At 35.7% G+C, this 23,421-nt stretch carries 22 protein-coding genes and 3 tRNA genes; 15 read left to right on the top strand and 10 right to left on the bottom strand.

Features of this window, described 5'->3' with window-relative positions; translation table 11 throughout:
* Positions 1–87 precede the first annotated feature (87 nt).
* Genes aroA through LPC15_RS01120 form a run of 4 tightly spaced genes read left to right on the top strand, consistent with a single transcriptional unit; the run spans position 88 to position 3,636 of the window.
* Positions 88–1,383 (top strand): 3-phosphoshikimate 1-carboxyvinyltransferase, encoded by a 1,296-nt coding sequence (gene aroA, locus LPC15_RS01135; protein ID WP_229234872.1) that lies wholly within the window; start codon positions 88–90, stop codon positions 1,381–1,383.
* Complete coding sequence (gene aroC, locus LPC15_RS01130; protein WP_229234871.1) at positions 1,384–2,472, top strand: chorismate synthase; 1,089 nt, start codon at positions 1,384–1,386, stop codon at positions 2,470–2,472.
* Positions 2,472–3,344 carry a shikimate kinase gene (locus LPC15_RS01125; protein ID WP_229234870.1) on the top strand — a complete coding sequence of 291 codons (873 nt, stop codon included), beginning with the start codon at positions 2,472–2,474 and terminating at the stop codon, positions 3,342–3,344. Before aroC ends, LPC15_RS01125 begins: the two co-directional genes overlap by 1 nt.
* Positions 3,337–3,636, top strand: a complete 300-nt coding sequence (locus tag LPC15_RS01120; RefSeq protein WP_229234868.1) for a chorismate mutase — start codon at positions 3,337–3,339, stop codon at positions 3,634–3,636. The genes LPC15_RS01125 and LPC15_RS01120 overlap by 8 nt, the downstream gene beginning before the upstream one ends.
* Before the next feature lie 41 nt (positions 3,637–3,677).
* Here LPC15_RS01120 and LPC15_RS01115 read toward each other — a convergent pair whose 3' ends face one another.
* The 4 genes from LPC15_RS01115 to LPC15_RS01105 form a co-directional block, all read right to left on the bottom strand.
* Positions 3,678–5,318, bottom strand: coding sequence for a PGF-CTERM sorting domain-containing protein (locus tag LPC15_RS01115; RefSeq protein ID WP_229234867.1), 1,641 nt, complete (start codon positions 5,316–5,318; stop codon positions 3,678–3,680).
* Positions 5,319–5,585: 267 nt separating this feature from the next.
* Entirely contained in the window at positions 5,586–5,747 is a 162-nt protein-coding gene (locus LPC15_RS01110; RefSeq protein ID WP_229234866.1) for a hypothetical protein, read from the bottom strand.
* 50 nt (positions 5,748–5,797) lie between these two features.
* Positions 5,798–5,920 carry a hypothetical protein gene (locus LPC15_RS06890; RefSeq protein WP_267496952.1) on the bottom strand — a complete coding sequence of 41 codons (123 nt, stop codon included), beginning with the start codon at positions 5,918–5,920 and terminating at the stop codon, positions 5,798–5,800.
* A gap of 286 nt (positions 5,921–6,206) precedes the next feature.
* A complete protein-coding gene (locus LPC15_RS01105) occupies positions 6,207–6,494 on the bottom strand; it encodes a hypothetical protein (RefSeq protein WP_229234865.1) in 288 nt (95 codons plus the stop codon).
* Positions 6,495–7,174: 680 nt separating this feature from the next.
* Here LPC15_RS01105 and LPC15_RS01100 point away from each other — a divergent pair.
* The 4 genes from LPC15_RS01100 (at position 7,175) to LPC15_RS01085 (ending at position 12,505) form a co-directional block, all read left to right on the top strand.
* Positions 7,175–9,028 (top strand): bifunctional acetyl-CoA hydrolase/transferase family protein/GNAT family N-acetyltransferase, encoded by a 1,854-nt coding sequence (locus LPC15_RS01100; protein ID WP_229234864.1) that lies wholly within the window; start codon positions 7,175–7,177, stop codon positions 9,026–9,028.
* A gap of 47 nt (positions 9,029–9,075) precedes the next feature.
* Positions 9,076–10,434 (top strand): COG1361 S-layer family protein, encoded by a 1,359-nt coding sequence (locus LPC15_RS01095; RefSeq protein WP_229234863.1) that lies wholly within the window; start codon positions 9,076–9,078, stop codon positions 10,432–10,434.
* A complete protein-coding gene (locus LPC15_RS01090; RefSeq protein WP_229234862.1) occupies positions 10,434–11,738 on the top strand; it encodes an ABC transporter permease in 1,305 nt (434 codons plus the stop codon). The genes LPC15_RS01095 and LPC15_RS01090 overlap by 1 nt, the downstream gene beginning before the upstream one ends.
* Before the next feature lie 80 nt (positions 11,739–11,818).
* Positions 11,819–12,505 carry an ABC transporter ATP-binding protein gene (locus tag LPC15_RS01085; protein WP_229234861.1) on the top strand — a complete coding sequence of 229 codons (687 nt, stop codon included), beginning with the start codon at positions 11,819–11,821 and terminating at the stop codon, positions 12,503–12,505.
* Positions 12,506–12,543: 38 nt separating this feature from the next.
* Here LPC15_RS01085 and LPC15_RS01080 read toward each other — a convergent pair whose 3' ends face one another.
* The 5 genes from LPC15_RS01080 to LPC15_RS01060 form a co-directional block, all read right to left on the bottom strand.
* Positions 12,544–13,065 (bottom strand): DUF2115 family protein, encoded by a 522-nt coding sequence (locus LPC15_RS01080; protein WP_229234860.1) that lies wholly within the window; start codon positions 13,063–13,065, stop codon positions 12,544–12,546.
* A 28-nt stretch (positions 13,066–13,093) separates the two neighbouring features.
* Positions 13,094–13,166, bottom strand: a tRNA-Phe gene (locus tag LPC15_RS01075).
* A gap of 17 nt (positions 13,167–13,183) precedes the next feature.
* Positions 13,184–13,257 (bottom strand) — tRNA-Val (locus LPC15_RS01070).
* Positions 13,258–13,482: 225 nt separating this feature from the next.
* Complete coding sequence (locus LPC15_RS01065; RefSeq protein ID WP_229234859.1) at positions 13,483–13,782, bottom strand: hypothetical protein; 300 nt, start codon at positions 13,780–13,782, stop codon at positions 13,483–13,485.
* Positions 13,779–15,866, bottom strand: coding sequence for a minichromosome maintenance protein MCM (locus LPC15_RS01060; protein WP_229234858.1), 2,088 nt, complete (start codon positions 15,864–15,866; stop codon positions 13,779–13,781). Before LPC15_RS01060 ends, LPC15_RS01065 begins: the two co-directional genes overlap by 4 nt.
* Before the next feature lie 161 nt (positions 15,867–16,027).
* On the opposite strand from LPC15_RS01060, the gene LPC15_RS01055 reads away from it, so the two are divergent.
* Positions 16,028–17,473, top strand: a complete 1,446-nt coding sequence (locus LPC15_RS01055; protein WP_229234857.1) for an aspartate kinase — start codon at positions 16,028–16,030, stop codon at positions 17,471–17,473.
* On the opposite strand, the gene glnA is transcribed toward LPC15_RS01055, so the two are convergent.
* The gene (glnA, locus tag LPC15_RS01050; protein WP_229234856.1) at positions 17,468–18,802 is read right to left on the bottom strand and encodes a type I glutamate--ammonia ligase; all 1,335 of its coding nucleotides are present in this window, start codon (positions 18,800–18,802) and stop codon (positions 17,468–17,470) included. The genes LPC15_RS01055 and glnA overlap by 6 nt on opposite strands.
* Before the next feature lie 141 nt (positions 18,803–18,943).
* Here glnA and LPC15_RS01045 point away from each other — a divergent pair, with 141 nt between their 5' ends.
* The 6 genes from LPC15_RS01045 (at position 18,944) to LPC15_RS01020 (ending at position 23,421) form a co-directional block, all read left to right on the top strand.
* Positions 18,944–20,014, top strand: a complete 1,071-nt coding sequence (locus tag LPC15_RS01045; protein ID WP_229234855.1) for a DUF362 domain-containing protein — start codon at positions 18,944–18,946, stop codon at positions 20,012–20,014.
* A gap of 68 nt (positions 20,015–20,082) precedes the next feature.
* Positions 20,083–20,649 (top strand): TIGR00296 family protein, encoded by a 567-nt coding sequence (locus LPC15_RS01040; protein WP_229234854.1) that lies wholly within the window; start codon positions 20,083–20,085, stop codon positions 20,647–20,649.
* 21 nt (positions 20,650–20,670) lie between these two features.
* Positions 20,671–20,744 (top strand) — tRNA-Val (locus LPC15_RS01035).
* Between the two features lie 25 nt (positions 20,745–20,769).
* Positions 20,770–21,384: a 5' nucleotidase, NT5C type gene (locus LPC15_RS01030; protein ID WP_229234852.1), complete on the top strand. Its 615-nt coding sequence runs from the start codon at positions 20,770–20,772 to the stop codon at positions 21,382–21,384.
* Positions 21,342–22,460 (top strand): type 2 isopentenyl-diphosphate Delta-isomerase, encoded by a 1,119-nt coding sequence (gene fni, locus LPC15_RS01025; protein ID WP_324255070.1) that lies wholly within the window; start codon positions 21,342–21,344, stop codon positions 22,458–22,460. Before LPC15_RS01030 ends, fni begins: the two co-directional genes overlap by 43 nt.
* On the top strand, positions 22,450–23,421 hold the full coding sequence (locus tag LPC15_RS01020; protein ID WP_229234851.1) for a polyprenyl synthetase family protein: 972 nt from the start codon (positions 22,450–22,452) through the stop codon (positions 23,419–23,421). The genes fni and LPC15_RS01020 overlap by 11 nt, the downstream gene beginning before the upstream one ends.

The following is a 23,421-nucleotide window of genomic DNA, read 5'->3' as shown; positions in this document are numbered from 1 at the left end:
TATCTTATTCATAAAGATAATCCTAAAGGTGGTAAAACAAAAGATTATAATTAAGATCGAATGTTATAGATTGACAATGGTGAGATAATGGATATCAAGATATATCCCAACCTATCAAAGTTCAAAGATTCAAACATAAGCGCACCACCATCCAAGAGTTATACTCATAGAGCAATAACTGTTGCTGCATTATCTAAAAATAGTTCAAAAATATTAAATCCGCTTATTTCAGAAGATACTAACGCGACAATCAGTGCTTGCAGGCAGTTTGGTGCGGATTTAAAAATCAATAAAAGAGATCTCGAGATATACGGTTTTGATGGATCAAAAAGGATAAAATCTCCCGTATTGATAGATGTAAAAAATTCAGGCACTACACTTCGCTTTTTTACGGCAATATCTGCATTATGCGAAGGATGTGTAAGATTGACAGGGGATGATTCTTTACTAAATAGACCTAATACTCCGCTTTTGAACGCATTAGAAGACCTCGGTGCTAAAATTTTCTCTAACGATGGTAAAGCACCTATAGATGTATGCGGACGATTAAAAGGAGGTAAAACAGTGATAAACGGATCTATGAGTTCTCAGTTTATATCGGCATTGTTACTATCTACACCGTTTGCAAAAGAAGATACAACTCTCTGTCTAAAAGAGGTTAAATCAAGACCATACATCGATATGACATTGGAAGTTATTCGAGAAGCAGGAGGAAGAATCATCAGGAACGAATATGGTTATTTTATCCCATCAAACCAGGTGTTCAATTTAAAAAGTTTTTCAATACCAGGAGATTTTTCATCAGCGTCTTACTTCTTGGTTGCATCATCCCTTATAGGTCTCAACCTTGTAATGACCGGATTGAAAGATTCTGCACAGGGGGATAAGATCATATTAGATATATTAAAGAATATAGGAGCACAGATAGAATGGAATAAGAATGAAGGACGTATAAGAGTCTCATCTACAGATAAAAAGTTTGCAAGATTAAAAAGTTTTAAAATGGATATAGGAGATACACCAGACTTGTTTCCAACCCTTGCTGTCTTAGCAACAAGATGTGATGGTGTTAGTGAACTCTTCAATGCACAACATTTAAGGTACAAAGAGAGCGATAGAATATCTAAAATATCTAAAGAGCTTAGAAAGATGGGTGCAAAAATAATTGAAAAAAGAGATGGAGCTATAATAGGACAATCTAACTTAAAAGGTGCCGTATTAGAGAGTTATGGTGACCATAGACTTGCTATGGCGTTATCTATTGCAGCATTATTGGCAGACAGACCAAGCATCATCAAAAATGTAGAATGTGTCGATGTATCGTATCCTCATTTTTTCGATGATCTAAAAAAGATAGGAACACGTATGGAGGTTGTAACTTAGATGGGTAACACGTTTGGCAATCTTTTTAAAGTTACCAGTTGGGGTGAGTCTCACGGATATGCTGTTGGTGTGGTTATAGACGGCTGTCCAGCAGGATTATCACTGACAAAAGAGGATATTCAGAACGAACTGAACAAGAGACGACCAGGAAGGAGCAAGTTATCCTCCCAAAGAAGAGAGAAAGATGAGCCCCTCATACTCTCAGGGATATTTGATGGAAAGACAACAGGGATGCCGATATCTGTCATCGTGAAGAATGAAGATATCGTCTCTGAAAATTACGACGATATAAAAGATATATTAAGGCCAGGTCATGCCGATTACACGTATTGGAAGAAGTATGGGATCAGAGACTATCGGGGTGGAGGAAGATCATCTGGCAGAGAGACTGTGGCAAGAGTGATTGCTGGATCAATAGCAAAGAAGATCCTTCTTATGAATGGAGTTGAAGTTGTGGCACATGTTGTACAGATAGGTAAAATAAAGGCAAGACCGATGAGTTTTCAGGATATAAAGAGCAATATCGAGAAAAACTCTGTCAGATGTGCAGATCTCGATGCTGCAATATCCATGACGGATGTGATAAACGATGCTAAAGATAAAGGGGATAGCGTGGGGGGGATTGTAGAAATAATATGTAGAGGTGCTCCTCCTGGATTGGGCGAGCCGGTATTTGATAAATTAGACGCCGATCTGGCAAAATCTTTGATGAGCATAGGGGCAGTTAAAGGCGTTGAGATTGGTTTAGGGTTTAATTATAAAGACAAATTAGGAAGCATGGTAAACGATGAGTTCTTTTTAGAAAACGGAGATATAAAGACCAGATCGAATAATTCGGGAGGGATACTGGGAGGCATCTCAACAGGTGACGATATCGTGTGCAGAATTGTTGTCAAACCAACCCCGTCTATATCTAAACCACAAAAGACTGTTGATATATCAAAGATGAGAGAGACAAATATTGCAATCAAAGGAAGGCATGATCCTTGTATATGTCCAAGAATATGTCCCGTTGCAGAGAGTATGGTCTCTATCGTCATTGTAGACCATATGCTTTTAGCTAATAAGATCGAAAAAGGAGGTATTTAATGAAGGGGACTGCCAGGGCTTGTGGTGCAGGAACTATTATAAATGCAATATCTACAGGATTTGGTGGTGCTTTTGCAATAGACCTGTTTACAGAAGCGACTGTAGAGATAGGAAGAGATTTTAAAAGGATCAATGGAGAGATTGAAGGAGGCGGCGATACTACCCTTATCAAAAACTGTGTAAAATTAGTATTAGATCGATTTAATTATGATTTTGGTGCGTATGTTAAGACTAAAAGCAATATACCTATGGCAAAGGGATTAAAGAGCAGCAGCGCAGCATCAAACGCGACCGTTCTCGCCACTTTGTCGGCATTAAAAAAAGGTGGATATATAGACGACGATGAGATGTTGGATGATAAGAGCATAATCGATATAGGTGTAGACGCATCTCTTTTATCGAGAGTGACAATAACAGGAGCTTTTGATGACGCATGTGCATCTTATTTGGGAGGTATCGTTCTGACAGAAAATTATAAAAGAGAGATAACCAAGAGGCTTGTTTTAGATAGGAACGTATTGATACTGGTCCCTGACGAGTCGATATATACTATCGATATAGACATTGATTCTACAAGATATATCACCTATTTTGTAAAATTGGCATATAACTTGGCGATGCAAGATGTATTCGAAGAGGCTATGACATTAAACGGTATTTTATATACGTTTATATGGAAATTAGATCAACGTCCTATTATATCAGCTCTTTCTATTGGTATAAACGGTGTTACTTTATCAGGGACAGGAAGCGCCTATGTTGCATGGGTAGACCAAGACGATATGTCAGAATTGATGGATAAATGGAAGGAGTTTGATGGACAGATTATCTCGACAAAAATTAATAATAAGGGGGCAAAGATCATTGATTAAAGAAGAAGATACACCATCGATAGATGATGTAAGAGAAGAGATTAAAAAGATAGACGATGCAATCATCCAATTGATAGTAGAGAGGGTTAATCTTGCTGAAAAGGTGTTAAAAGCAAAAAAAAAGGCTAATCTTGAGATCAACGATGAAAGACAGAGCAAAATTGTGCTAGAAAGAGTTACAGAGTTGGCCAACAATTACAATCTGGATGAAGATACGATAAGAGAGATATTTATCAAGCTCATTGAGATGAATATTCAAAAACAGTATGATTTATTGAATAAAATAAAATAAAAATAAAAATAACATAATTTTAATTTTTTATATTTTTGTGTTTATCTTTTTCTGACCACTAAATAGGCAACTGCAAATAGACCGGCTATTGCTACGAAAATGCCAAATCCTGGTGTTTCCTCTTCAGCAACTGGTTCTGGTGGTGCAACTAGTTCTGGTGGTGCAACTAGTTCTGGTGGTGCAACTGGTTCTTCAAGAAGAATCTCGAAATCTGCTTGAGCGTAGGATATGTTATCGATGTCTCTGGCCGTTACGCTATACGTTCCGGCTAAACCTCTCTCTTTGATCGGGGCAGGAATATTAGCATCAGGGAAGACCACCTTAAATTGGCCATTTTCAACTTTTGTGTTTTTTATCAGCCCCATCGCAGGTATCTCTACTAATACAACCGTCTCGTTAGCCAGGTTTGTAGTACCGTTGACGGCTATATCCTCACCGGCTATTACGTTAGGTACATCCAGCTCCATATACGGAAGCTCTATGTTGAGCGGCTGGGTAGCAACTATATCGTCTCCCTTCACCGATGATACAAATTTCGTATAATCATTAGCAATTAGTCTACCATTGATGATTAAACTGCCGCCTACATATTCCGGTGTTGCAGCAGAAGATGGATAAGCATATCCGTCCACTCCTGGATGAACGACTAGTATTACGTAATCGGTTGCAGGAGTAAATTTGTCTTTAGGATCTATCAATCCTCTATCACTAAACCACGGTGAAAAATCATTCGCGCTCAGTTCGGCCTCAAACGTGTTGTTCTCGACCGGTACTTTGACAACAGCAGCAGTTTTTGCAGATTCGTTTACCAACCAAACCATCACAGAATCTGGGTTACCTGTGGTCTCACCTTTTATTCTTATATCTCCAATGGTAGTTACGGTATTATTTTCAAGCTCGAACGTGACTGTTGGCATCTTCAAGTTAATCGTCACTATATCGCTTGAATCGCTCTTCTGGTATCCTGGCAACCCCTGATCAGCATAGACTATCATTGTATATACATCTGGGTAGAGATTAGACCTTAAGAAATCAACCCTTTTAGATGTATCGATAGTAAACTCGAATTGTCCACCAGTGACTCTTGAGGGTGCAACTCCCAGTTGTACATCTGAAATCTCTGATAAGTATGTGCCTTTAAGTAAGAACCTTATCGGCGTACCATCAGAAATTCCTTCCACAGTTCCTTTAACTATTATCGTATCTCCCAATGCATACTCGTCCATACCTTCTATAGCGTTAGAAACACTTTCTACTCGGACGTTAGCCGCCGTACTGACAGGTGCTCCCTCTCTTGCTCCATAAACAGCAGGCTCATCTCCATATACTGGAACAACCTCTTTTACTTCTTTCAGTTGTACCCAGAAATCGTCGTACCTTCCTAACAATCTATCAATAAATCCAACTTTTTCTACAACATGGTAATATCCTGACTTTAAATTAGAAGTATCCCATTCTTCCCCAGCAGCAACTTCTGCCTTGTATTCCTTGATAACAGATCCATTTACTTTATCATATACACCGGTAATTGTTACATCATAATCAAATGTTACCTGCTCGCTTATCACATAGGTTTTTACGTTTTTATTGTTTTCTGCCATGGCAATAAACGGTGCGCTCACAAATACCGACATTACCAATATCATCGCCATAATTAGTGGCATCTTTTTAACATTGCTCATAGTTTTCTCCTCCTGTTATTATCCTTTCTTACCTCCATAAATTCTTTTATGCTTTTTCTATATAAACTTTCTCTATTTTTCTTTGAACAAGGTCTCTTTAATCGATAAAAATACACCATCCCCTTTTTATTATCCCTCCATCAAGGTATTTATTTTTACAATTTATAAATTTATCGATTATACAATATGATTTGTTATTATATTTATTTGTATTATATAAAATATAAGATTAGAAATTAATAGAAATCTTAAATAGCATAACATCATTCAGAAAGATTTAGAGAGTTTATATTTGACAAAGTTAGATACAAAGAATAATAATCCATTTAACAACATCTTTTTCGTCGGCGGTAGATGCTTAGAAAGGTCTTTTCTTACTCTAAACGCGGTCTCTGCAGTTTTAATTAATCCTTTTTTTATCAATTCCATCCTAAAAGGATCGTTTAAATAATCATCAACCAGGATAGAACCAATCTTTCTTAGTCCCCCATCAACACGAAAGGCAGTACAAAGAGGAAACAATCATATTTAGCCAATTTTTCTACTAATTCGAGACTCTTTATAACATCATCATCCTTCTCTTCTGGAAATCCTGTTATCATCGTTTCGCATATGTCCATCCATTAGCGTTGAGTATCCCGGTGGATTCTTCTACTAAATCCTGCCAACCTTCTGCATCAAAAGGTTTTGGTTTTCCAGCCATTATATCTTTTGATAATATTAGGAGAACCTGTCTCTATGCCTATCTCTATTACTTTTTTGTTTATATCCGTACTAAATTCATACGAGACCTCTTTAACCAAATCTGGTGCATGTAAAACGGATGAACAGGTAAAAAATCTGTTCTCTACGATTCCGCCTCTCTAAGGAGTGTGTATTATAGGTATCTCATTTTGTATCTCTTCCTATAACCTTATCTAATTTGCGTGGGTCTGCTATTATGAGATCATCCCTTGTAAAGCCATTCTCTAGTAGGGATGCTTCTACCTTGCATAATCCGTATTGAGCGGTGAGCATCCTTCCCTTATCATCGCTCTTAGTAGGAAATAGTCTATCGGCTAACCATTCAGGCATATAGTTATATGGTAACGCAGACATAAATCTAAAAACCGAAGAATCATTATAATCGCTCATTAAAGCGATATCTGCAGTTAAAACTATAGGTATCCCTCTCAATCTTAAAGATCTCCTCTTATTTTTAATTACGTTATTTAGAAAGGTTAATTGGGAAGTATATTTATATAGTTTATTATTGAAAATATCTGGGACATATATATTTACTGTTTTAAAAATTTAGAGGTATAATCGATTTAAATCTGGGATAATATTTTTGGACATAATAGAGATTATTGCTTGGTCATAGAGGATTCTTGATTGATCATAAACACCGGTTAAGAATAAAGCATCGGCATGATAAAAGTAGTACTGGTGTTCTCTAATCGGATATTTGCTATACTCTCATAAGAAAATAGATAAATCTTCAAACATGAAGCATTTTGCTATTTATTTTTATTCTTGGTTAGTGTTAGTTAATGTTGGTGGTATATATCCCATTCATCTTTAAAGATAAATAGTATTTTTAAGGATAAAGAGTATTATTTATAAATAATATATAATGATAAGTTAATATATAATGATAAGTTATATAAAACGATTAAATGATATTTTTACAAAATATCTATTAAATACCAGGTAATTTTTTAATTTGATATGGTTTCCATTGTTTAAACCTTTAAAACATAATAAAATCCTATAAGAAAAAGGACAATCGGAGATTTACTGTTTTATTCGATATTAAAAAGCTATAAAGTACTCAAACAATAAAAATTTAAATTTTTATAAAGAAGGTTGATAAAATGCATAAAGAAACAAAATTTAAAAGTATAGATGAAGTTACCGATATAATCGTAAAGAATACACGTCCAGGAGATAGAATTTTTATAGGTAGCGGTGCTGGACAGCCACAATTATTGGTTAAAAGTTTAATGGAACGTGCAAAATGGTTGTCCGATACAGAATTTTTAAACACCCTCGCACTAGGTATGGAGACATTTATGGGTGATGAATTTACAAAAATTCTCCGACATAACTCTTTTTTTATTGCTCCAAATCTAAGACAGGCTGTTTTTGAAGGAAGAGCAGAATATACGCCTGCATTTTTGTCTCAAGTTCCTGGATTATTCAAAAGCGGAAGATTACCGATTGATTTAGCCCTAATACAGGTATCTCCTCCGGATGCACATGGCTACTGTAGTTATGGTGTTTCTATCGATGTTACAAAAGCTGCCACAGAGTGTGCAAAAAAGGTTATAGCGGAGGTAAACCCACAGATGCCGAGAACGTTGGGTGATACATTTATACATATTGACGATATAGATATCTTAGTCGAGAATGATACACCCATCCTTGAATATAAGGCTCCAGAATTGGATGACGTATCAAAGACAATAGGAAGATATGCCTCACAGTTGATTGATAATGGATCTACCATTCAGGTAGGTTTGGGTGTTACAGCCAGGGCAGCAATACCGTTCTTAGAAGATAGAAAAGACTTAGGCATTCATACAGAGATGTTTACCGATGATTTGATAAATGCGATAGAAGCGGGCATCATCACCAATAATAAGAAAACAATTCATAAAGGCAAGATAATCGCATCGTACTGTATGGGAAGCAGGCGGTTATACGATTTTGTAGACGATAATCCATTATTCGAGTTTCATCCGATAGATTATACGAATAATTTGTTTATTATAGCCAAAAATGATAAGATGGTCTCTATAAATTCTGCGTTTGAGGTGGATTTGACAGGTCAAGCATGTTCTGACTCCTTAGGGTATAGAGTTTATTCAGGATTGGGTGGACATGCAGACTTTTGTAGGGGTGCATCTCTTTCAAAAGATGGAAAATCTATAATCGTTCTACCCTCAACAGCATTAAACGGCACAGTTTCTAGAATCGTACCTCATATACAGGAAGGATCTGGTGTTACTGCCACAAGAGGTGATGTTCATTATGTTATAACAGAATGGGGAATAGCCTACCTCAGAGGGAAGAGCATAAGGGAGCGTATAATGTCTATGATAAGTATAGCACACCCTAAATTTAGAAAACAGCTTTATGAGGATGCAAAAAAACATTTACTCATATTTCAAGATCAAAAGTATCCTACATACGAGATCTATGATCAAAGAAAATATGAGATGAGCGTAACACTTAAAAATGGACAAAAAATCTATTTTAGGGTAATAAAACCTTCTGATGAGCCATTACTAAGAGAATTTTTCCATACGGTATCTGAGGAGACGATATATAAAAGATTTTTTACACCATACAGAATGACAAGAGAGAGACTTGAAAGATATCTAAATGTCGATCTTAGAAAAGAGATGCATATTATAGGTACAATCTGGGAGAACGGGACAGAAAAAGCTGTCGCTATTGGCACGTATATCGTAGATCAATCTACCGATATGGCAGAGTTTGCTATGTTAATCCATGATAATTGGCAAAATATGGGAATAGGAACGATTCTATTTCATTATTTAATAGATATAGCAAGACAAAACGGAGTAAAAGGCTTTGTTGCCAGCGTGTTGCCTCATAACAAAAGAATGCTAGACATAATTTATAAATCTGGATATAAAGTAGAGAGCAAATTAGAATATGGGGTCTATTCAATCTCGTTCAGGTTTGATTCTAAAAAATAAAAAGTTTATTATATATACCTATAAAAACAGGTGTTGGATGGTTCAATATGAATAAATTTATTTTTTCTATCTTTACGGTCTCACTTATTCTAATTTTAAGTATAATTACTTTACCAACAACGAATGCATTAAGTATAGAAGAGAGCAACTTGAATGGTCCTGTAGCTCCGGATACTAGAATAAACATCTCAATCCCTATAATCAACGATAATAATCAAAAAAAAGATGTTACAATCGTTTTAAAATATGCTGAAAAACAGAGTAGTTCAAGTTCTCCTCTCTTTGGATCATCTCCTTTTGGATATCCTTCCAATTCACAAAAACCATCTTCATTTGAACATATCGGTTTGATGAAGAGTTCAGATTTTATAGGTGATCTAAACCGGGGCGAAAAAGCTTATGCCAATTTTGTGATATACATAGATAAAGATGCGCCTAGTGGAATTTACAATTTAGAGGTTACTGCAAGATATACGGATTTTATGATTGTTCCAATGACAGAGACGATAGGGGTTTTATCTATCCCCGTAGTCAACAATCCCAGTATAAACATAATCGGTGTCTCTAAAGGCATACTAACTCCAGGGTCTGTAAACAATCTAACCATAGATCTTAAAAATGTTGGAAAATATCCTAAAAATGATATATCAATAAAGATAAACCCAATGTCATCGTCTCAGCCAGAACCAAGCATAATACCAGAAGATTTGACAAAAATATTAGGTGTTACAGATGAAACAGAGCAAGATTTGAATAAGACAAAAGAATTAATCTCTCCGGTCGGTTCCGGAAATACGTTTTATGTCGGAGATCTCCTTCCTGGTGAGTCTAGATCGCTAAACATAAAACTTTTTGCAGATTATGATATAAAGAAAGGGGTTTATTCTCTACCCGTAACGATATATGCTCAAGGTATATCGTATGAAGAAAACATTCCTGTATTAGTAATGGCAGGGGCTAAACTTTCTATACCCGTGGTCGAGACAAATCCGAGAGTTATAATGCCAGAAGATAAGATTACTATCGTTGCAACAATCGAGAACAGTGGTGGAGATGCTGCCAGATCCGTCAGTGTAGAGATATTGGATAACGGATATATAACCGGTGAAGGTAATATGTGGAATGTTGCATATGCCGGAATTATACCGGCTGAAGATTCGAGTTACGTGATATTCCAAATTTTCGTCGTAAACGGAGCACCAGAACAACTACCATTATATATGAAGGTTAAATATACCGATGATCTAGGTGATCACGAGATTATAGAAAAGGTGGAACTAAACGTTGTATATTCTCAAGAAGATGATTCATCATATAATACAAGGTTGATAGGTGTTATTGTTGGCATTTTGATAATAATAGCCGTATTAGGAGTTTATTTATATAAACGAAGAGCTAAAAGATAATGGCACGCGAATATAAATTAAGGATGCATAACGTTGCATATAAAAATCTTTTTGGACGTAAGTTTAGATCCATTTTGTTATTATTTGCCATAATGATCGCAGTAGCACTGTTTTTTGGTCTTTCCTCTTTGACTGCTGGAATGGAAGAACTTATGATGGAGGCAACAAACGATTCCGGCATAAAAAATGCGATAGATGTGGTGGATAGCAGTAGCGGCATGTTTTATGGTACTATAGATAGATCAGCAATTAAGACTATAGAGAGCATACCTGGAGTAAAATATGTCATTCCAAGAGTATTTGCTTTAGTACAATTAGAAGATGTAGATTTGGTCACACCTTTGTCACAGATAGAGAGAACAATTACGCCTGAGATGGATATGCTGATGCAGCAGATGATAAGAATGATAGGAACAATAAATATTGGAGAGACTGATTTTTCAGATCTATCCAATCTTATCAGTTTGGTTGGTATAGATCCAGATTTGGAATATATTATGGGTGGTTATCCTTCTAAGATAACAAGAGGATCTATCTTTACAACATCGGGAGGAGCGATTTTAGGTGAAATGCTTGCCAAAAATTCAGGATTAGATGTTGGAGATAAGATAACCGTTATATGTGATAATAAACAGCGTACGTTTTATATTTCAGGGATTTATAGCTCTGGAAATCCGATACAAGATAATTCTGTTGTGGTAAGCATAAAAGATGCACAGTATCTCAAAGGATTTGGTAATAATGAAGTATCCTTATTAAGAGTGATTAGCGAAGAAAATATCGATAATAGCATAATTGGTATGCATATAAAAACAAAATTGCCTGGAAAAGTAAATATAATCGATCATAGTCTTACTGCATCGGTCATAAATGAACAATTCAACCAATTCAAGGTTTACGAGTATATCGTTATAGCTATAGTCATCCTAGCAAGCATAGGTTTTATCTTGGCGATAACTATGAGATCGATCACTGAGAGAACAAAAGAGATAGGTACGTTAAGAGCGATTGGATGGCAGAAAACGGATGTGTTAAGATTAATATTTATAGAATCGCTTATAATAACGATAATCGGATCAATATTAGGAGTTATTCTTGGTATCCTGCTACCGTATATATTTCAAACAATAATACCGTTTTTCTTCTCAGATTTGATAATACCACCTATGAGTGAACTTGTTAAGATCACCCCATTGATGGTTGTAGAGTCTATCCTTATAGGATGTACTGCAGGTGTAATCGGTGGGATGATTCCATCCATAAGAGCGGTTAGGATGAGCCCTGTAGATGCTTTTAAATATTAATTCAAATTTCAAAAATTGATTAAATGCTTAAAAATTATGCCAAAATAAGCCAATCAGGATGAAAATGATAGAGGATAAATATGATAGAGACGAGAAATCTAACCAAGATATATCGAAGAGGAAATGCTGAAGTGGTCGGATTAAAAGATATAAACTTAAAAATAGAAGATGGTGAATTTTTGAGCGTGATAGGACCATCTGGATCTGGTAAAAGCACTCTTCTGCATTTATTAGGCGGTCTCGATAAACCTACTTATGGAGAAGTTCTGATCGATGGAGAAAATATCGAAGATTTAGAGGAGAAAGAATTATGTCAATTGAGAAGAGATAAGATTGGATTTGTATTCCAGGATTTTAACTTGATTAATACGCTCAACGCGATAGAGAACGTTGTTATTTCTCGTATTCCTACCGGCGTTCCTCACGAGATGATAGAACGGGGTATCAACCTTCTTAGCTATTTTAGAATGGAAGACCGATTGGATCATCTTCCTACGCAGATTAGCGGAGGGCAACAACAAAAAGTTGCGATAGCGAGAGCTCTTATCAATATGCCACAGATAGTATTGGCGGACGAACCTACTGGTGAGTTAGACTCTAAGAGTGGCGGTGAGATAATACGTCTTATGAGAGAGATGAATGAGATAGAAGGTGTCACGTTTGTGATAGTTACACACGATTTAAACGTCAGTGATCAGACGGATAGAATTATACAGATACAAGACGGAGAGATTATAAAAGATATTAATAACACTCCTCACGGCTAAAGCCTTTCTTGAGATTTTTAGCAAATCTCGAACACGATTTATTCTTTAAAATTATCCGGTTTTGCTATACAGAATCTACACAGAGCAAAGGGATCGTATTGATGTTTATCTTTTACAGGACAATAGTAAGAACCATCTCGTTCATAAATCTTTTTACCACCGGGAAAACGGATATTTATCGGATGGATAGGTATCTTTTTTATGACAGAGTATAATACCGTGATCATTAAGATCTTTTTTAGGATAAAGTTATCTGAGGGATAAAATACCGTCTCCTTAAAGAAAGAGATTAAATCTCTTATTGTTTCCTTATCTAAAACATTAAAAACGTTTTGAATATCCAAATTTCTAAACCCCATCCAGCATTTGAAAAAATGATCCAGGCTTTCTCTTATAAAATCTCTTTTAAAATTTTCAGGAAGATACTCACCCTCTTTTTCTAAATAAGATATCAACTTAGAAAACTGAAATACATCAAGAGACAACGACTCATCTTTCAACTTTTTTAAAATATCCTGTCCTTTATCCAGTGTGCTTACAAAACACCTATTATTCATCATTTTTAGATATCGATATAAGTAAAAAAAATGCCCTGGCCCGGACTTGAACCGGGGACACCCAGGTCTTCAGCCTGGTGCTCTCCCAACTGAGCTACCAGGGCATCTTCTGTTCTAACAGTGGGCTCGCGGAGATTTGAACTCCGGAACTCCGCCGTGTCAAGGCGACGTCATAACCAACTAGACCACGAGCCCTCATATAATCTTATCTATTATTGCAAAATTTTAAACGTCTGAGGATTAGGAGGCTTTTAATATAGTTTCATCTGTCCTCGATCAACCAGAGTTTATTCCCAATTACTATAAAAAACTTTTCATATTTTAAGTTTACCTTTGGTATCAAGTTCAATAATTCTTTTAGTATAGTTAATATACTATTATATTTCTCTTTTGAATTATCACGAATCTCCGATTCGTGGTTTACAAACCTTGTTTGTATATCTCTTCCCCTGTTATCTCTTTATCTCCCTTAAAATTAACTATATCACCTTTTACTATCAGTGTATCTCCGATAGATATATCTTCGATCGTATTCTGTTTGATTATTATCTTTTCAACTCCTTTCTCGGTCTTTAGATAGATTATTGCACCATTATCTATATATTTTATAGATAAAACACATCCTTCTATCGTCAAAGTCCTTTCTGTTGATATGTAAACCACAATTAATAAGACTAAGATGAATACAAAAGATAATAAAAGTAATATGTTTATCTTCATATATTAACGAGTTTAAAGTAACCTGGTCTTATCTCCGCGATCTCTCCATCCCTTTTTAAGATAGATAGATCCCGTTCTACTTTTTCTACATCTAATCCTTCTTCTTTAACACGATCCATAAGATCTAACTCCGATGCGATGCCATCCCCGGTATTCATCAATTCTTTTATCAAATTTTTTAACACCCATATCCTATCTCTTTGACTTTTACTAGTTCCGACCATTAATACGTCTATATCAAATTTTCCTGTCTCTTGATCCACACCAACCTGCTTCAGGCTTTCTTCGACTATTTTTAATACTCTATCTACATCTTTCACCGAGATAGTATTAGAGAGCCTCATCCGGGCACTTGCCTCAGCAAGTCTAACCAAAGCATCTAGTTGTCGTGCAGTGATCGGTATTGGGCTATCTTCTCCCCCAGATCTCATAGACGTATAAAAATCCTTGATCTTGTTTATCGCCTCTTTGGTTAGTACCGGAAAGATATTATCCCTACTATATGCTATATATTTTCTCAGAAAATTCGGAGGTATCTCTGGTTCTATCCTCTTTATATTCTCGATTAATTCTTTATCATCGTCTTTAAATCTGCTCCTTTGCATCTCTCCTACATAATGAGATCTCAAAATATGCTCGGCCATGGCAAGATCCTGTTCTTTATTAGGCCTGTCCGTCATTATAAATATCAAATCAAACCGTGACAGTAGGGTAGGTGGCATGTTTATCTGTGTCGCTATTGGTTCATATGGATCAAATCGTCCTAATTTTGGATTAGCAGCACCCAATAAAGCACATCTAGCCTTTAACGTGGCAGTAATACCGGCTTTTGCTATGCTTACTGTTTGCTGTTCCATAACTTCATGTAGAGACGTCCTTTCATCTGATCGCATCTTATCCATCTCATCTACTGCTGCAATTCCATCATCTGCCAAAACCAACGCTCCAGCTTCTAAAGTCCATCTACCATCTCCAAAATCGTCTTTTACTGCAGTTGCCGTTAATCCTGCAGATGTTACACTTTTTCCGCTAGTATAAATACCTTTAGGAGATAAATCTGTAATGTACTTCAACAATTGAGATTTTGCAACTCCAGGGTCTCCAATAAGTAGAATGTGAATATCACCACGTATTTTAGAACCATCTGGTAAATTTTTCCTCACTCCTGAGAATAGTTGCAAGGATAATGCGCTCTTTATCGTCTCATATCCATAGATGGACGGAGCTATAGATCTCGCAATCTTCTCGTTTATTAAAGGATCTTTGGAAAGTTCTAATATCTCTTTTTCATCCTCTTTGCTTATATTAATCTCTTCAAAATCTCTTTCTTTAACTTCTATCGAGTTACATACGACATATATATCAAAAAATAGACTTTTAATACCGTGTACCTCTTTTTGATACGATTTAAGGACTCCATTTATTACAACTCTCTCACCTGGCAATACTTTGCCAGCTAGATCATCATCAACTGATACATCTATCGTTTGAGGCTGTTCTCCACTTTTCAATCTCTCTGAATATTCCTCTAATCTTATTTTTTGAGCATCGACAAAACGAGATTTTTCATAAATCAGTTCAAACGGCACATTTTTTTTGCAGTTCTCACAATACGAGATCTCTATAAATTTGTTGCCCTTTTGATTAATTTCAGATGTAAAACCACAAAGTTTACACCTAAATACGGCTGTGATTATCTTTGGCCTAACTTCTGTAACCTTTTTAACGATTCCTTCAATAGAGACAAATTTAGATATATCCGTCCCTCTTATATCCCTGATATTGATCTTATTTATAATATTGATAAATCGGATATTTAAGTTATCTATCTCATCATCCGTTAATCCTGTTGTCTCTTTTATATTTTGAACATAATTTATTAAGGCTTTTTTAGCTGAGTGTATAACTTCAGAGGGTGAATCAATCAATTTATCTGCTATATCAGGATTTCTAATAAGTAGATCTTTGTAATCGATAATTAAACTATGATCATCTTTTTTATAATTTTCTATGATCTTAGATATCTCGATACTGTAGTATTGCTGATAAAAATCAATCCAAAACTCCTCATTCAGCTCAATCATCAATATCACTCGTATTTTAACAATGTTAAACTATTAACTTAAAGAAGTTAAATCTTTTCTTACATTAAATATTTATATACTTAAACAAAACTCCGATAATTGTGGTATCAAATAATCTTCAATAATGCTAAAAAAGGAGTGTGACCTTTATCAGGATTGTAATGAAATTTGGTGGCAGTTCCATATCAAACGGTGAAAAAATAAAGAATGTTTCCAATATTATTAAAAAATATTATGAAAACGGAAAAAATGAGGTTGTAGTGGTAGTTTCGGCATTTTCAGGAGTTACTGATAGTTTAATATCTGTTGCTAAAGATTTGTCAAACGATTTTTTTGATGAAACAGGTATTAAAAACAATATCTCTTATAAAAAAGAGAAAATAGAGGATTTTATCCAAAAAACAAGGAAAATACACATATCCGCTATAAAAGATGCTATTTTTGACGAAGATATACAAAAAAGTGTCATTGATAAGGAAGAAGATATTTTACGAGAATTAAAGAATGTTCTGCTTGGTATATCATATATAGGCGAGCTAACGTTAAGATCGCTGGATTATATAATGTCTTTCGGAGAGAGAATGAGCGCACCGATAGTATCAGCATCTTTAAGATCTTTAGGGATAAACTCAATGTCATACACAGGCGGCGAGGTGGGTTTAATTACAAACGATAAGTTTGGAGATGCTAAACCATTATCTTCCTCTTATAAATTAATCAGATCGAATGTTGAGACGTTTTTGAAAGAAGGAGTAATTGTAATAACCGGTTTTATCGCGAAGAACAAGAAAGGTATAATCACCACTTTGGGTAGAGACGGATCCGATTATACCGCATCCATAATTGGAGCTGCGATCGATTCTGATGAAATCTGGATATTTACTGATGTTGATGGAATTATGACAGCAGATCCTGATTTGATTCCAGATGCCCAGACGATACCATTGCTTTCTTATTTAGAAGCTATGGAACTATCATATTTTGGATCTAGTGTTATTCATCCTAGGACGCTAGAACCAGCTATGAACAAGAATATATGCGTTAGGATAAAAAACACGTTTAATCCGTTCAAACCTGGAACAGCAATTGTCAAAGAGTATGAAAAAAGCGATAAGATTGTAAAAGCTATATCTTGCATAAAAGATGTGGCATTAGTCTCTGTGATTGGTACAGGAATGATAGGAATGCCAGGTGTGGCAGCAAAAGTATTTTCTGCATTGGCTAAAAAAGATATAAACGTTATAATGATAAGTCAAGGCTCTTCTGAGGCAAATATCTCGTTCGTAATCAAGGAGAATCATGTAGAAGAGGCATATAATTGTTTAAAAGAGGAGTTTAAGGATAATTTGATCAAAGATATAGAATATAAAAGAGACGTAGGAATCATAGCAGTAGTAGGTGCAGGAATGATAGGAACGCCTGGTGTGGCAGCAAAAGTATTTTCTGCATTGGCTAAAAAAGATATAAACGTTATAATGATAAGTCAAGGCTCTTCTGAGGCAAATATCTCGTTCGTAATCAAGGAGAATCATGTATACGATGGAGTTAGAGCACTTCATAAGGAATTTAAGCTTGAAATTGCTGAGAAAACAGATTTTACGTCATAAAATAGGTAGATACTTTTTTAGTTCCCATTCGGTCACTTGGGTACGATAATTATCCCATTCTACCTTTTTAGACCTGATGAACTTGTTGAAGATATGATCGCCTAGGACATCATGGACGAGCCTGCTTTTTTCTGTCAACGTGATCGCTTCTATCAGACTTCCTGGCAGTACCGTTATTCCTTTATCAGAAAGATCGGACTTATTCATGCAATAAATGTCTTCTTCTATCGGCAAGGGTAACTCTAATTTCTCTTTTATACCAGCCAATCCGGCAGCAAGCATCACTGCGAAAGCAAGATAAGGATTACATGCAGGATCTGGGCTTCTTAACTCTATTCTTGTCGATTCCTCCTTTCCAGGCTTGTATATAGGTACTCTTATAAGAGTAGATTGGTTTCTACGTGCCCAAGAAACGTATACTGGGGCTTCGAATCCTGGTACAAACCTTTTGTAAGAGTTCACCCACTGGTTTAATATAGATGTAATCTCTGGAGCATATTTCAATAACCCTGCTATATACCACTTTGCAGTGTTTGATAGATGATAAACATCATTTGAATCGAAGAAAACGTTTTTTCCGTTTTTAAATAGTGATTGATGAACATGCATACTGCTCCCGTTGACTCCTATTAACGGTTTTGGCATAAACGTTGCATAATATCCATATTGCCTTGCTATCTCCTTTACCACAACACGATAAGTCATTACTATATCTGCCATCGTAAGCGCATCCCTATATCTAAGATCGATCTCGTGTTGAGACGGTGCCCCTTCATGATGACTATATTCAACCTCTATCCCCATTGCCTCTAAGGTAAGAATCGTATCCCTTCGCAAATCGCTTCCTGCATCCAGTGTCGTCAAATCGAAGTATCCACCATTGTCAATAGGTTCTGGGTTTTTATCGTTCTTAAAATAAAAGAACTCTAATTCTGGCCCTACATTATAAGTGTAATTTCTTTCATTTATCTTATTCAAACATCTTTTTAACGCATATCTTGGATCTCCTTCGTAAGGTTCTCCATCCGGTTTAAGAATATCACAGAACATTTTAGCAACAGGATGCTCTTTCAGTTGCCATGGTAACAGAGAAAACGTCTTAGGATCCGGTTTGGCAATAAGATCACTCTCGTCTATCCGTGCAAAACCGTGTATAGACGATCCATCAAAGCCCATACCTTCGTTAAATGCCTCATCCAGCTCTTTTGGTGTGATTGAGAAACTTTTTAGTCTGCCTAAAACATCGCTAAACCATAAATAAATAAATTGTATCTTATTTTCCTCTACATAACCGAATACTTTATCTAGAACATCTTTATTGTTGCTCATATCTTCCTTTGATCTCCGTTTACGCTGTTATTTTATTTTATTTAAATTTTTCTAATTTTAAATGATATCGATTGAAAGTTATTTATACCGTTGAATACTAAATAAGGATAAAAAATTTACTTTCAGATAAGGAGGGCTAAAATGAATAAAAATACCATGAATCCTGTTTATTTTTATAATTTTGAAAAAAGAAATCATTTGGTAATAGAAAGGGCGATAAAACGATTGTATGAAAACTTGAATTTTATAATTGATAAAGGAGACATAGTCGGAATAAAGGTGCATATGGGAGAAGAAGGAAACGAGACTTTTTTAAAACCACAAAACGTCAGAACTTTTGTTGATATAGTTAAAGATCATGGCGGAAGACCGGTAATATTTGATACAACAACATTGTATAATAAAAAAAGGAAGGATGCTTTGGGTTATTTTGATGTGGCAATGAAACACGGATATACCTACGCTACTGTAGATGCACCCATTATAATAGCGGATGGGTTAAAAGGAGATAAAGGACGGATGGTTAGAATAGAAGATGGTATTATACAAGAGGTAGAAGTAGCGATGGATCTATTCAGTATGGATTCTTTGCTAGTCTTGAGCCATTTTAAAGGGCACGATCTAACCGGATTTGGAGGTGCAATAAAGAATATAGGGATGGGATGCGTAACAAAGAGGGGTAAGATAGTACAACATATCATCCTCTCACCAGATATCGATGAAGAAAAGTGTAAAGGTTGTGGCACATGCGTAAAAACCTGTGGATTTGGCGCACCGTATCTTGTCGATGGAGTGGCAAGAATAGATAAAGAAAAATGCGTCGGATGCTCCGATTGTTTTTTTATATGTCCTGAGAATGCTATACTTTACAAAAAAGAAAAGAGAGACGAGCTGCAGGAGAGATTAGCTGCGGCATCATCTGCTGTAAAATCGCTTTTTATAGATGAAAAAATCTGTTTTTTTAATTTTTTACTTGATATAACGGCATCTTGTGATTGTGCCAATATGTATATGAGACCCATTCTACCAGATATCGGGATCATGGCATCGATGGATCCTGTAGCAATAGACCGGGCATCTTTAGATGCGATATATAAAACAGGAGGTAAAGAGATACTATATAATCTTCACGGATTATACGGAGAACGCCAACTTGAAACGGCTGAAAAGTTAGGGATGGGCAATATGGAGTATGAACTGATAGAGATCTAGTAAAGGTAAATATAAAAGATTTATAAATATTAAGATAATACAAAACAAAAATAAGAAAAGGTTTTAAGATGTTTATAAGTTTGAAAGATGGGAAGATTGCAGTAAGATTGGCTAGAGATACTATTGAAAAATATATAAATGAGGGTATAATCATAGAACCAATAAAAAAGCCACCTTTTGATAAAAAAATGGGAGTTTTTGTTACGATAAATAAAGGTGGAGTTCTTAGAGGCTGCATAGGCTATCCGTATCCGATAAAAACGTTGGGTGATGCTATCATAGATTCAGCGATAAGTGCAGCAACGCAGGATCCGAGATTTCCACCAATAAAAAAAGATGAGTTGGACAAGATAAATATCGAGGTGACGATACTTAGCGAGCCACAGCGGATTAACGTAAAGAATAGAAAAGATCTTCCAAAAATGATAAAGATTGGACGAGATGGGCTCATCATAAAGAAAGGTTTTTATCAAGGATTGTTGCTTCCTCAAGTACCTGTGGAATGGGGGTGGGACGCAGAAGAGTTTCTCTGCCAGACATGTTTTAAAGCAGGATTACCGCCAGATTGTTGGCTAGATGAAAATACAGAGATATATAAATTTGAGGGGCAGGTATTTGAGGAAAGTTTAAACTAGATTAAGTTTAGAGTCGTAAATGGGCTCGTGGTCTAGTTGGTTATGACGTCGCCTTCACACGGCGGAGTTCCGGAGTTCAAATCTCCGCGAGCCCACTTCATTAAAGGGAGTTTAAATTGAATGGATAAAGTGGTATTTGATATAGATGGAGTGGTAATAGATATTCTATCAATGATTCTGGATATATATAACGAAAGATTCAACGAAAATTATAAATGTAAAGATATAAAAGAGTGGGATTTGTCCGATCTGTCTCGGTCTAAGGAGGAGATATCGGATCTTTTTTATGATGCGTATAAAACTTCTGAGGATAAATTAAAGTATTATACGGGTGGAGTAGATTTACTAAAAAAACACCAAAAAGATGATATTTTTTTTATAACAGCGAGAGATAAAGAATACAATTATTATACAAGACGTTCCATAGATTTTGTTCTTAAAGATAACTCATTAAAGATCGATTATTCATTATGCAACTCTAAAACAAAATACGATGATTTTGAAGATATATACAGAGAATGTATAACCTATTATGAAGACTCGCCTTATATCTTTAAAAGATTATACAAGATAAATAAGAAAGGCTTTTTAGTGAGACACAATTATAACAAACATCTATGGAGTGAGTTTCCAACCATAGACGTATGCAATGAAGAAGATAGTTGTTTTAATCATAGTAAGGAGGGCTATATCTGCACGAGCAACCAGATGAAAGGATATCTAGACGGAAGATAGAACATCTCGAGATATGTTTAAATGATCAAGTAGATTCATCTTACAAAGCGTTAGACGATATGGTTCTGATTCATGATGCCCTTCCCGAGATAGATAAAGATGATATAACGATCGATAAAAAATTTCTCAGTCATGATTTTAAAGCTCCGATAATCGTAAACTCAATAACAGGCGGCCATCCTGAGACAGAAATTGTGAATAAGAATATAGCACGAGCTATTGAATTACTTGGGTTAGGAATGAGCGTAGGAAGCCAAAGATCGGCAATAAAAGACCCCTCAATGGAGAGAACATTCAAAATTGCCAGAAAAGAGGCGCCAACGGCTTTTATCTCTTCAAATATAGGGGTTCAACAATTAAAAGAGCTAACAAAAACGGATATCGAGCAGATTATAGATATGATAGATGCCGATGCAATCTTTGTCCATCTGAATTTTCTCCAGGAGTCAATACAATCGGAAGGAAACAAAAATGCGGAAGGATGCTTGGATGAGATAGAAAAGCTGTGTGATATGGTAAATATCCCAGTGATAGTTAAAGAGACGGGTGCTGGGATAAGTAGAGAGACATGCGAAAGATTAAAAGACACAAAGATTAGTGCCATAGATGTAGAGGGTAGCGGGGGAACAAGTTTTTCTGCTGTAGAATACTATCGTGCAAAAAAAGAAGGTAACACAATTTTGGCAGATTTAGGGAAAGATTTTTGGAATTGGGGAATTCCGACACCCATTTCTTTGTTAGAGTGTCATGATATCATTAATATTCCAATAATAGGCGGAGGAGGAGTAAGAAACGGTATCGATGTTGCAAAAGTGATAGCATTAGGGGCAGACATAGCAGCGATAGCCCGACCGGTAGTAAAACCTGCTTTAAAGAGCGATAAAGAGGTCTTAGCTTTATTAGAAAGATATATAGAGGGGCTAAAAATTACGATGTTTCTTACCGCGTGTAGAAGATTGGATGAGTTAAGAGAGATCCCGATAGTTATTACAGGTTATCTTAACGAGTATTTAACTTTAAGAGGGATAGATGTTAGAAAATTAGCACAGAGGAAGAGATCACGATATGGACATTGATTTTTATAAAGAGTTGATCGAGGATAATTATCCAAAATATTTTAATGGAAAAGAGCCAGAGATACATTACGGTCCGATGAAAGAGTTATTGGCAAGAGGAGGAAAAAGACTACGCCCGATCTTGTGTATGCTCACCTGTGATGTTTTTGGTGGGGATGTCTATAATGCGATACCTACAGCTATAGCGATAGAGTTTTTTCACAATTTTACGCTTATTCATGACGATATACAGGATAACAGTCTATTAAGACGAGGAGAAACGACACTTCATATGAAATATGGAATCCCACTCGTTTTAAATTGTGGAGATGGGCTTTACGCTTTATCTTACCAGCTGTTGAAAGATAATGAAGATTTACTCGGTGTAAATCGAGCATGGAGGATATTTTGTGAGATGATAGATATGAACGTTCTTCTCGTAGAGGGGCAGGCTATGGATATAAAGTTTAAAAGAGATAAAGATTTGGATGAAGATGGTATGATCGAGTTAATGAGAAAAAAGACTGGTGTGTTGTTCGGTGCGGCGGCTGGTTGTGGTGCAATAATAGCAGATGTTAAAAATGATGTGAAAGAGTCTATCGTGCGTTTTTGGGAGAATTTAGGGATTGTATTTCAAATCAGGGACGATATTCTCAATCTAACGGGAAAAGAAGAAGAATACGGCAAAAAAATAGGTGATGATATAGCAGAAGGAAAACCAACCCTAATTTTGATCCATTGTTTGAATAATTGTAACGATGATGAACGAGAGTTCATAATGAATCATCTAGGTCTTGAATACGATTACGATAAAGTCAAGGAAGTGATCGACCTATTTAAAAAGTATGGATCGATAAATTATGCGGAAAAAATTGCAGAAAAAATTTTGACAGATTCTTATGCGGCTATAGAAGATATAGATATACCAAAAAAAGAAAGGATGTTATCTTTTGCTAATTATTTTATAAAAAGAAATAAATGA

This window comes from Candidatus Methanoliparum sp. LAM-1 (assembly GCF_020885915.1).
In the GTDB taxonomy this organism is placed as follows: Archaea; Halobacteriota; Methanoliparia; order Methanoliparales; family Methanoliparaceae; genus Methanoliparum; species Methanoliparum thermophilum.
The sequence above is the reverse complement of the archived record's forward strand: the minus strand, read 5'-3'. Positions and strand labels throughout refer to the sequence as shown.

Bases quoted from the DNA above. Each gene is read 5' to 3' on its own strand.
- LPC15_RS01055 (WP_229234857.1), top strand. From the start codon at position 16,028: ATGAAATTTGGTGGCAGTTCCATATCAAACGGTGAAAAAATAAAGAAT.
- LPC15_RS01030 (WP_229234852.1), top strand. From the start codon at position 20,770: ATGGATAAAGTGGTATTTGATATAGATGGAGTGGTAATAGATATTCTA.
- aroC (WP_229234871.1), top strand. From the start codon at position 1,384: ATGGGTAACACGTTTGGCAATCTTTTTAAAGTTACCAGTTGGGGTGAG.
- aroA (WP_229234872.1), top strand. From the start codon at position 88: ATGGATATCAAGATATATCCCAACCTATCAAAGTTCAAAGATTCAAAC.
- LPC15_RS01060 (WP_229234858.1), bottom strand. From the start codon at position 15,866: ATGATTGAGCTGAATGAGGAGTTTTGGATTGATTTTTATCAGCAATAC.
- LPC15_RS01115 (WP_229234867.1), bottom strand. From the start codon at position 5,318: ATGAGCAATGTTAAAAAGATGCCACTAATTATGGCGATGATATTGGTA.
- LPC15_RS01065 (WP_229234859.1), bottom strand. From the start codon at position 13,782: ATGAAGATAAACATATTACTTTTATTATCTTTTGTATTCATCTTAGTC.
- LPC15_RS01040 (WP_229234854.1), top strand. From the start codon at position 20,083: ATGTTTATAAGTTTGAAAGATGGGAAGATTGCAGTAAGATTGGCTAGA.
- LPC15_RS01125 (WP_229234870.1), top strand. From the start codon at position 2,472: ATGAAGGGGACTGCCAGGGCTTGTGGTGCAGGAACTATTATAAATGCA.
- glnA (WP_229234856.1), bottom strand. From the start codon at position 18,802: ATGAGCAACAATAAAGATGTTCTAGATAAAGTATTCGGTTATGTAGAG.
- LPC15_RS01085 (WP_229234861.1), top strand. From the start codon at position 11,819: ATGATAGAGACGAGAAATCTAACCAAGATATATCGAAGAGGAAATGCT.
- LPC15_RS01080 (WP_229234860.1), bottom strand. From the start codon at position 13,065: ATGATGAATAATAGGTGTTTTGTAAGCACACTGGATAAAGGACAGGAT.
- LPC15_RS06890 (WP_267496952.1), bottom strand. From the start codon at position 5,920: ATGATAACAGGATTTCCAGAAGAGAAGGATGATGATGTTATAAAGAGT.
- LPC15_RS01100 (WP_229234864.1), top strand. From the start codon at position 7,175: ATGCATAAAGAAACAAAATTTAAAAGTATAGATGAAGTTACCGATATA.
- LPC15_RS01110 (WP_229234866.1), bottom strand. From the start codon at position 5,747: ATGGAATTGATAAAAAAAGGATTAATTAAAACTGCAGAGACCGCGTTT.
- LPC15_RS01020 (WP_229234851.1), top strand. From the start codon at position 22,450: ATGGACATTGATTTTTATAAAGAGTTGATCGAGGATAATTATCCAAAA.
- LPC15_RS01045 (WP_229234855.1), top strand. From the start codon at position 18,944: ATGAATAAAAATACCATGAATCCTGTTTATTTTTATAATTTTGAAAAA.
- LPC15_RS01090 (WP_229234862.1), top strand. From the start codon at position 10,434: ATGGCACGCGAATATAAATTAAGGATGCATAACGTTGCATATAAAAAT.
- LPC15_RS01095 (WP_229234863.1), top strand. From the start codon at position 9,076: ATGAATAAATTTATTTTTTCTATCTTTACGGTCTCACTTATTCTAATT.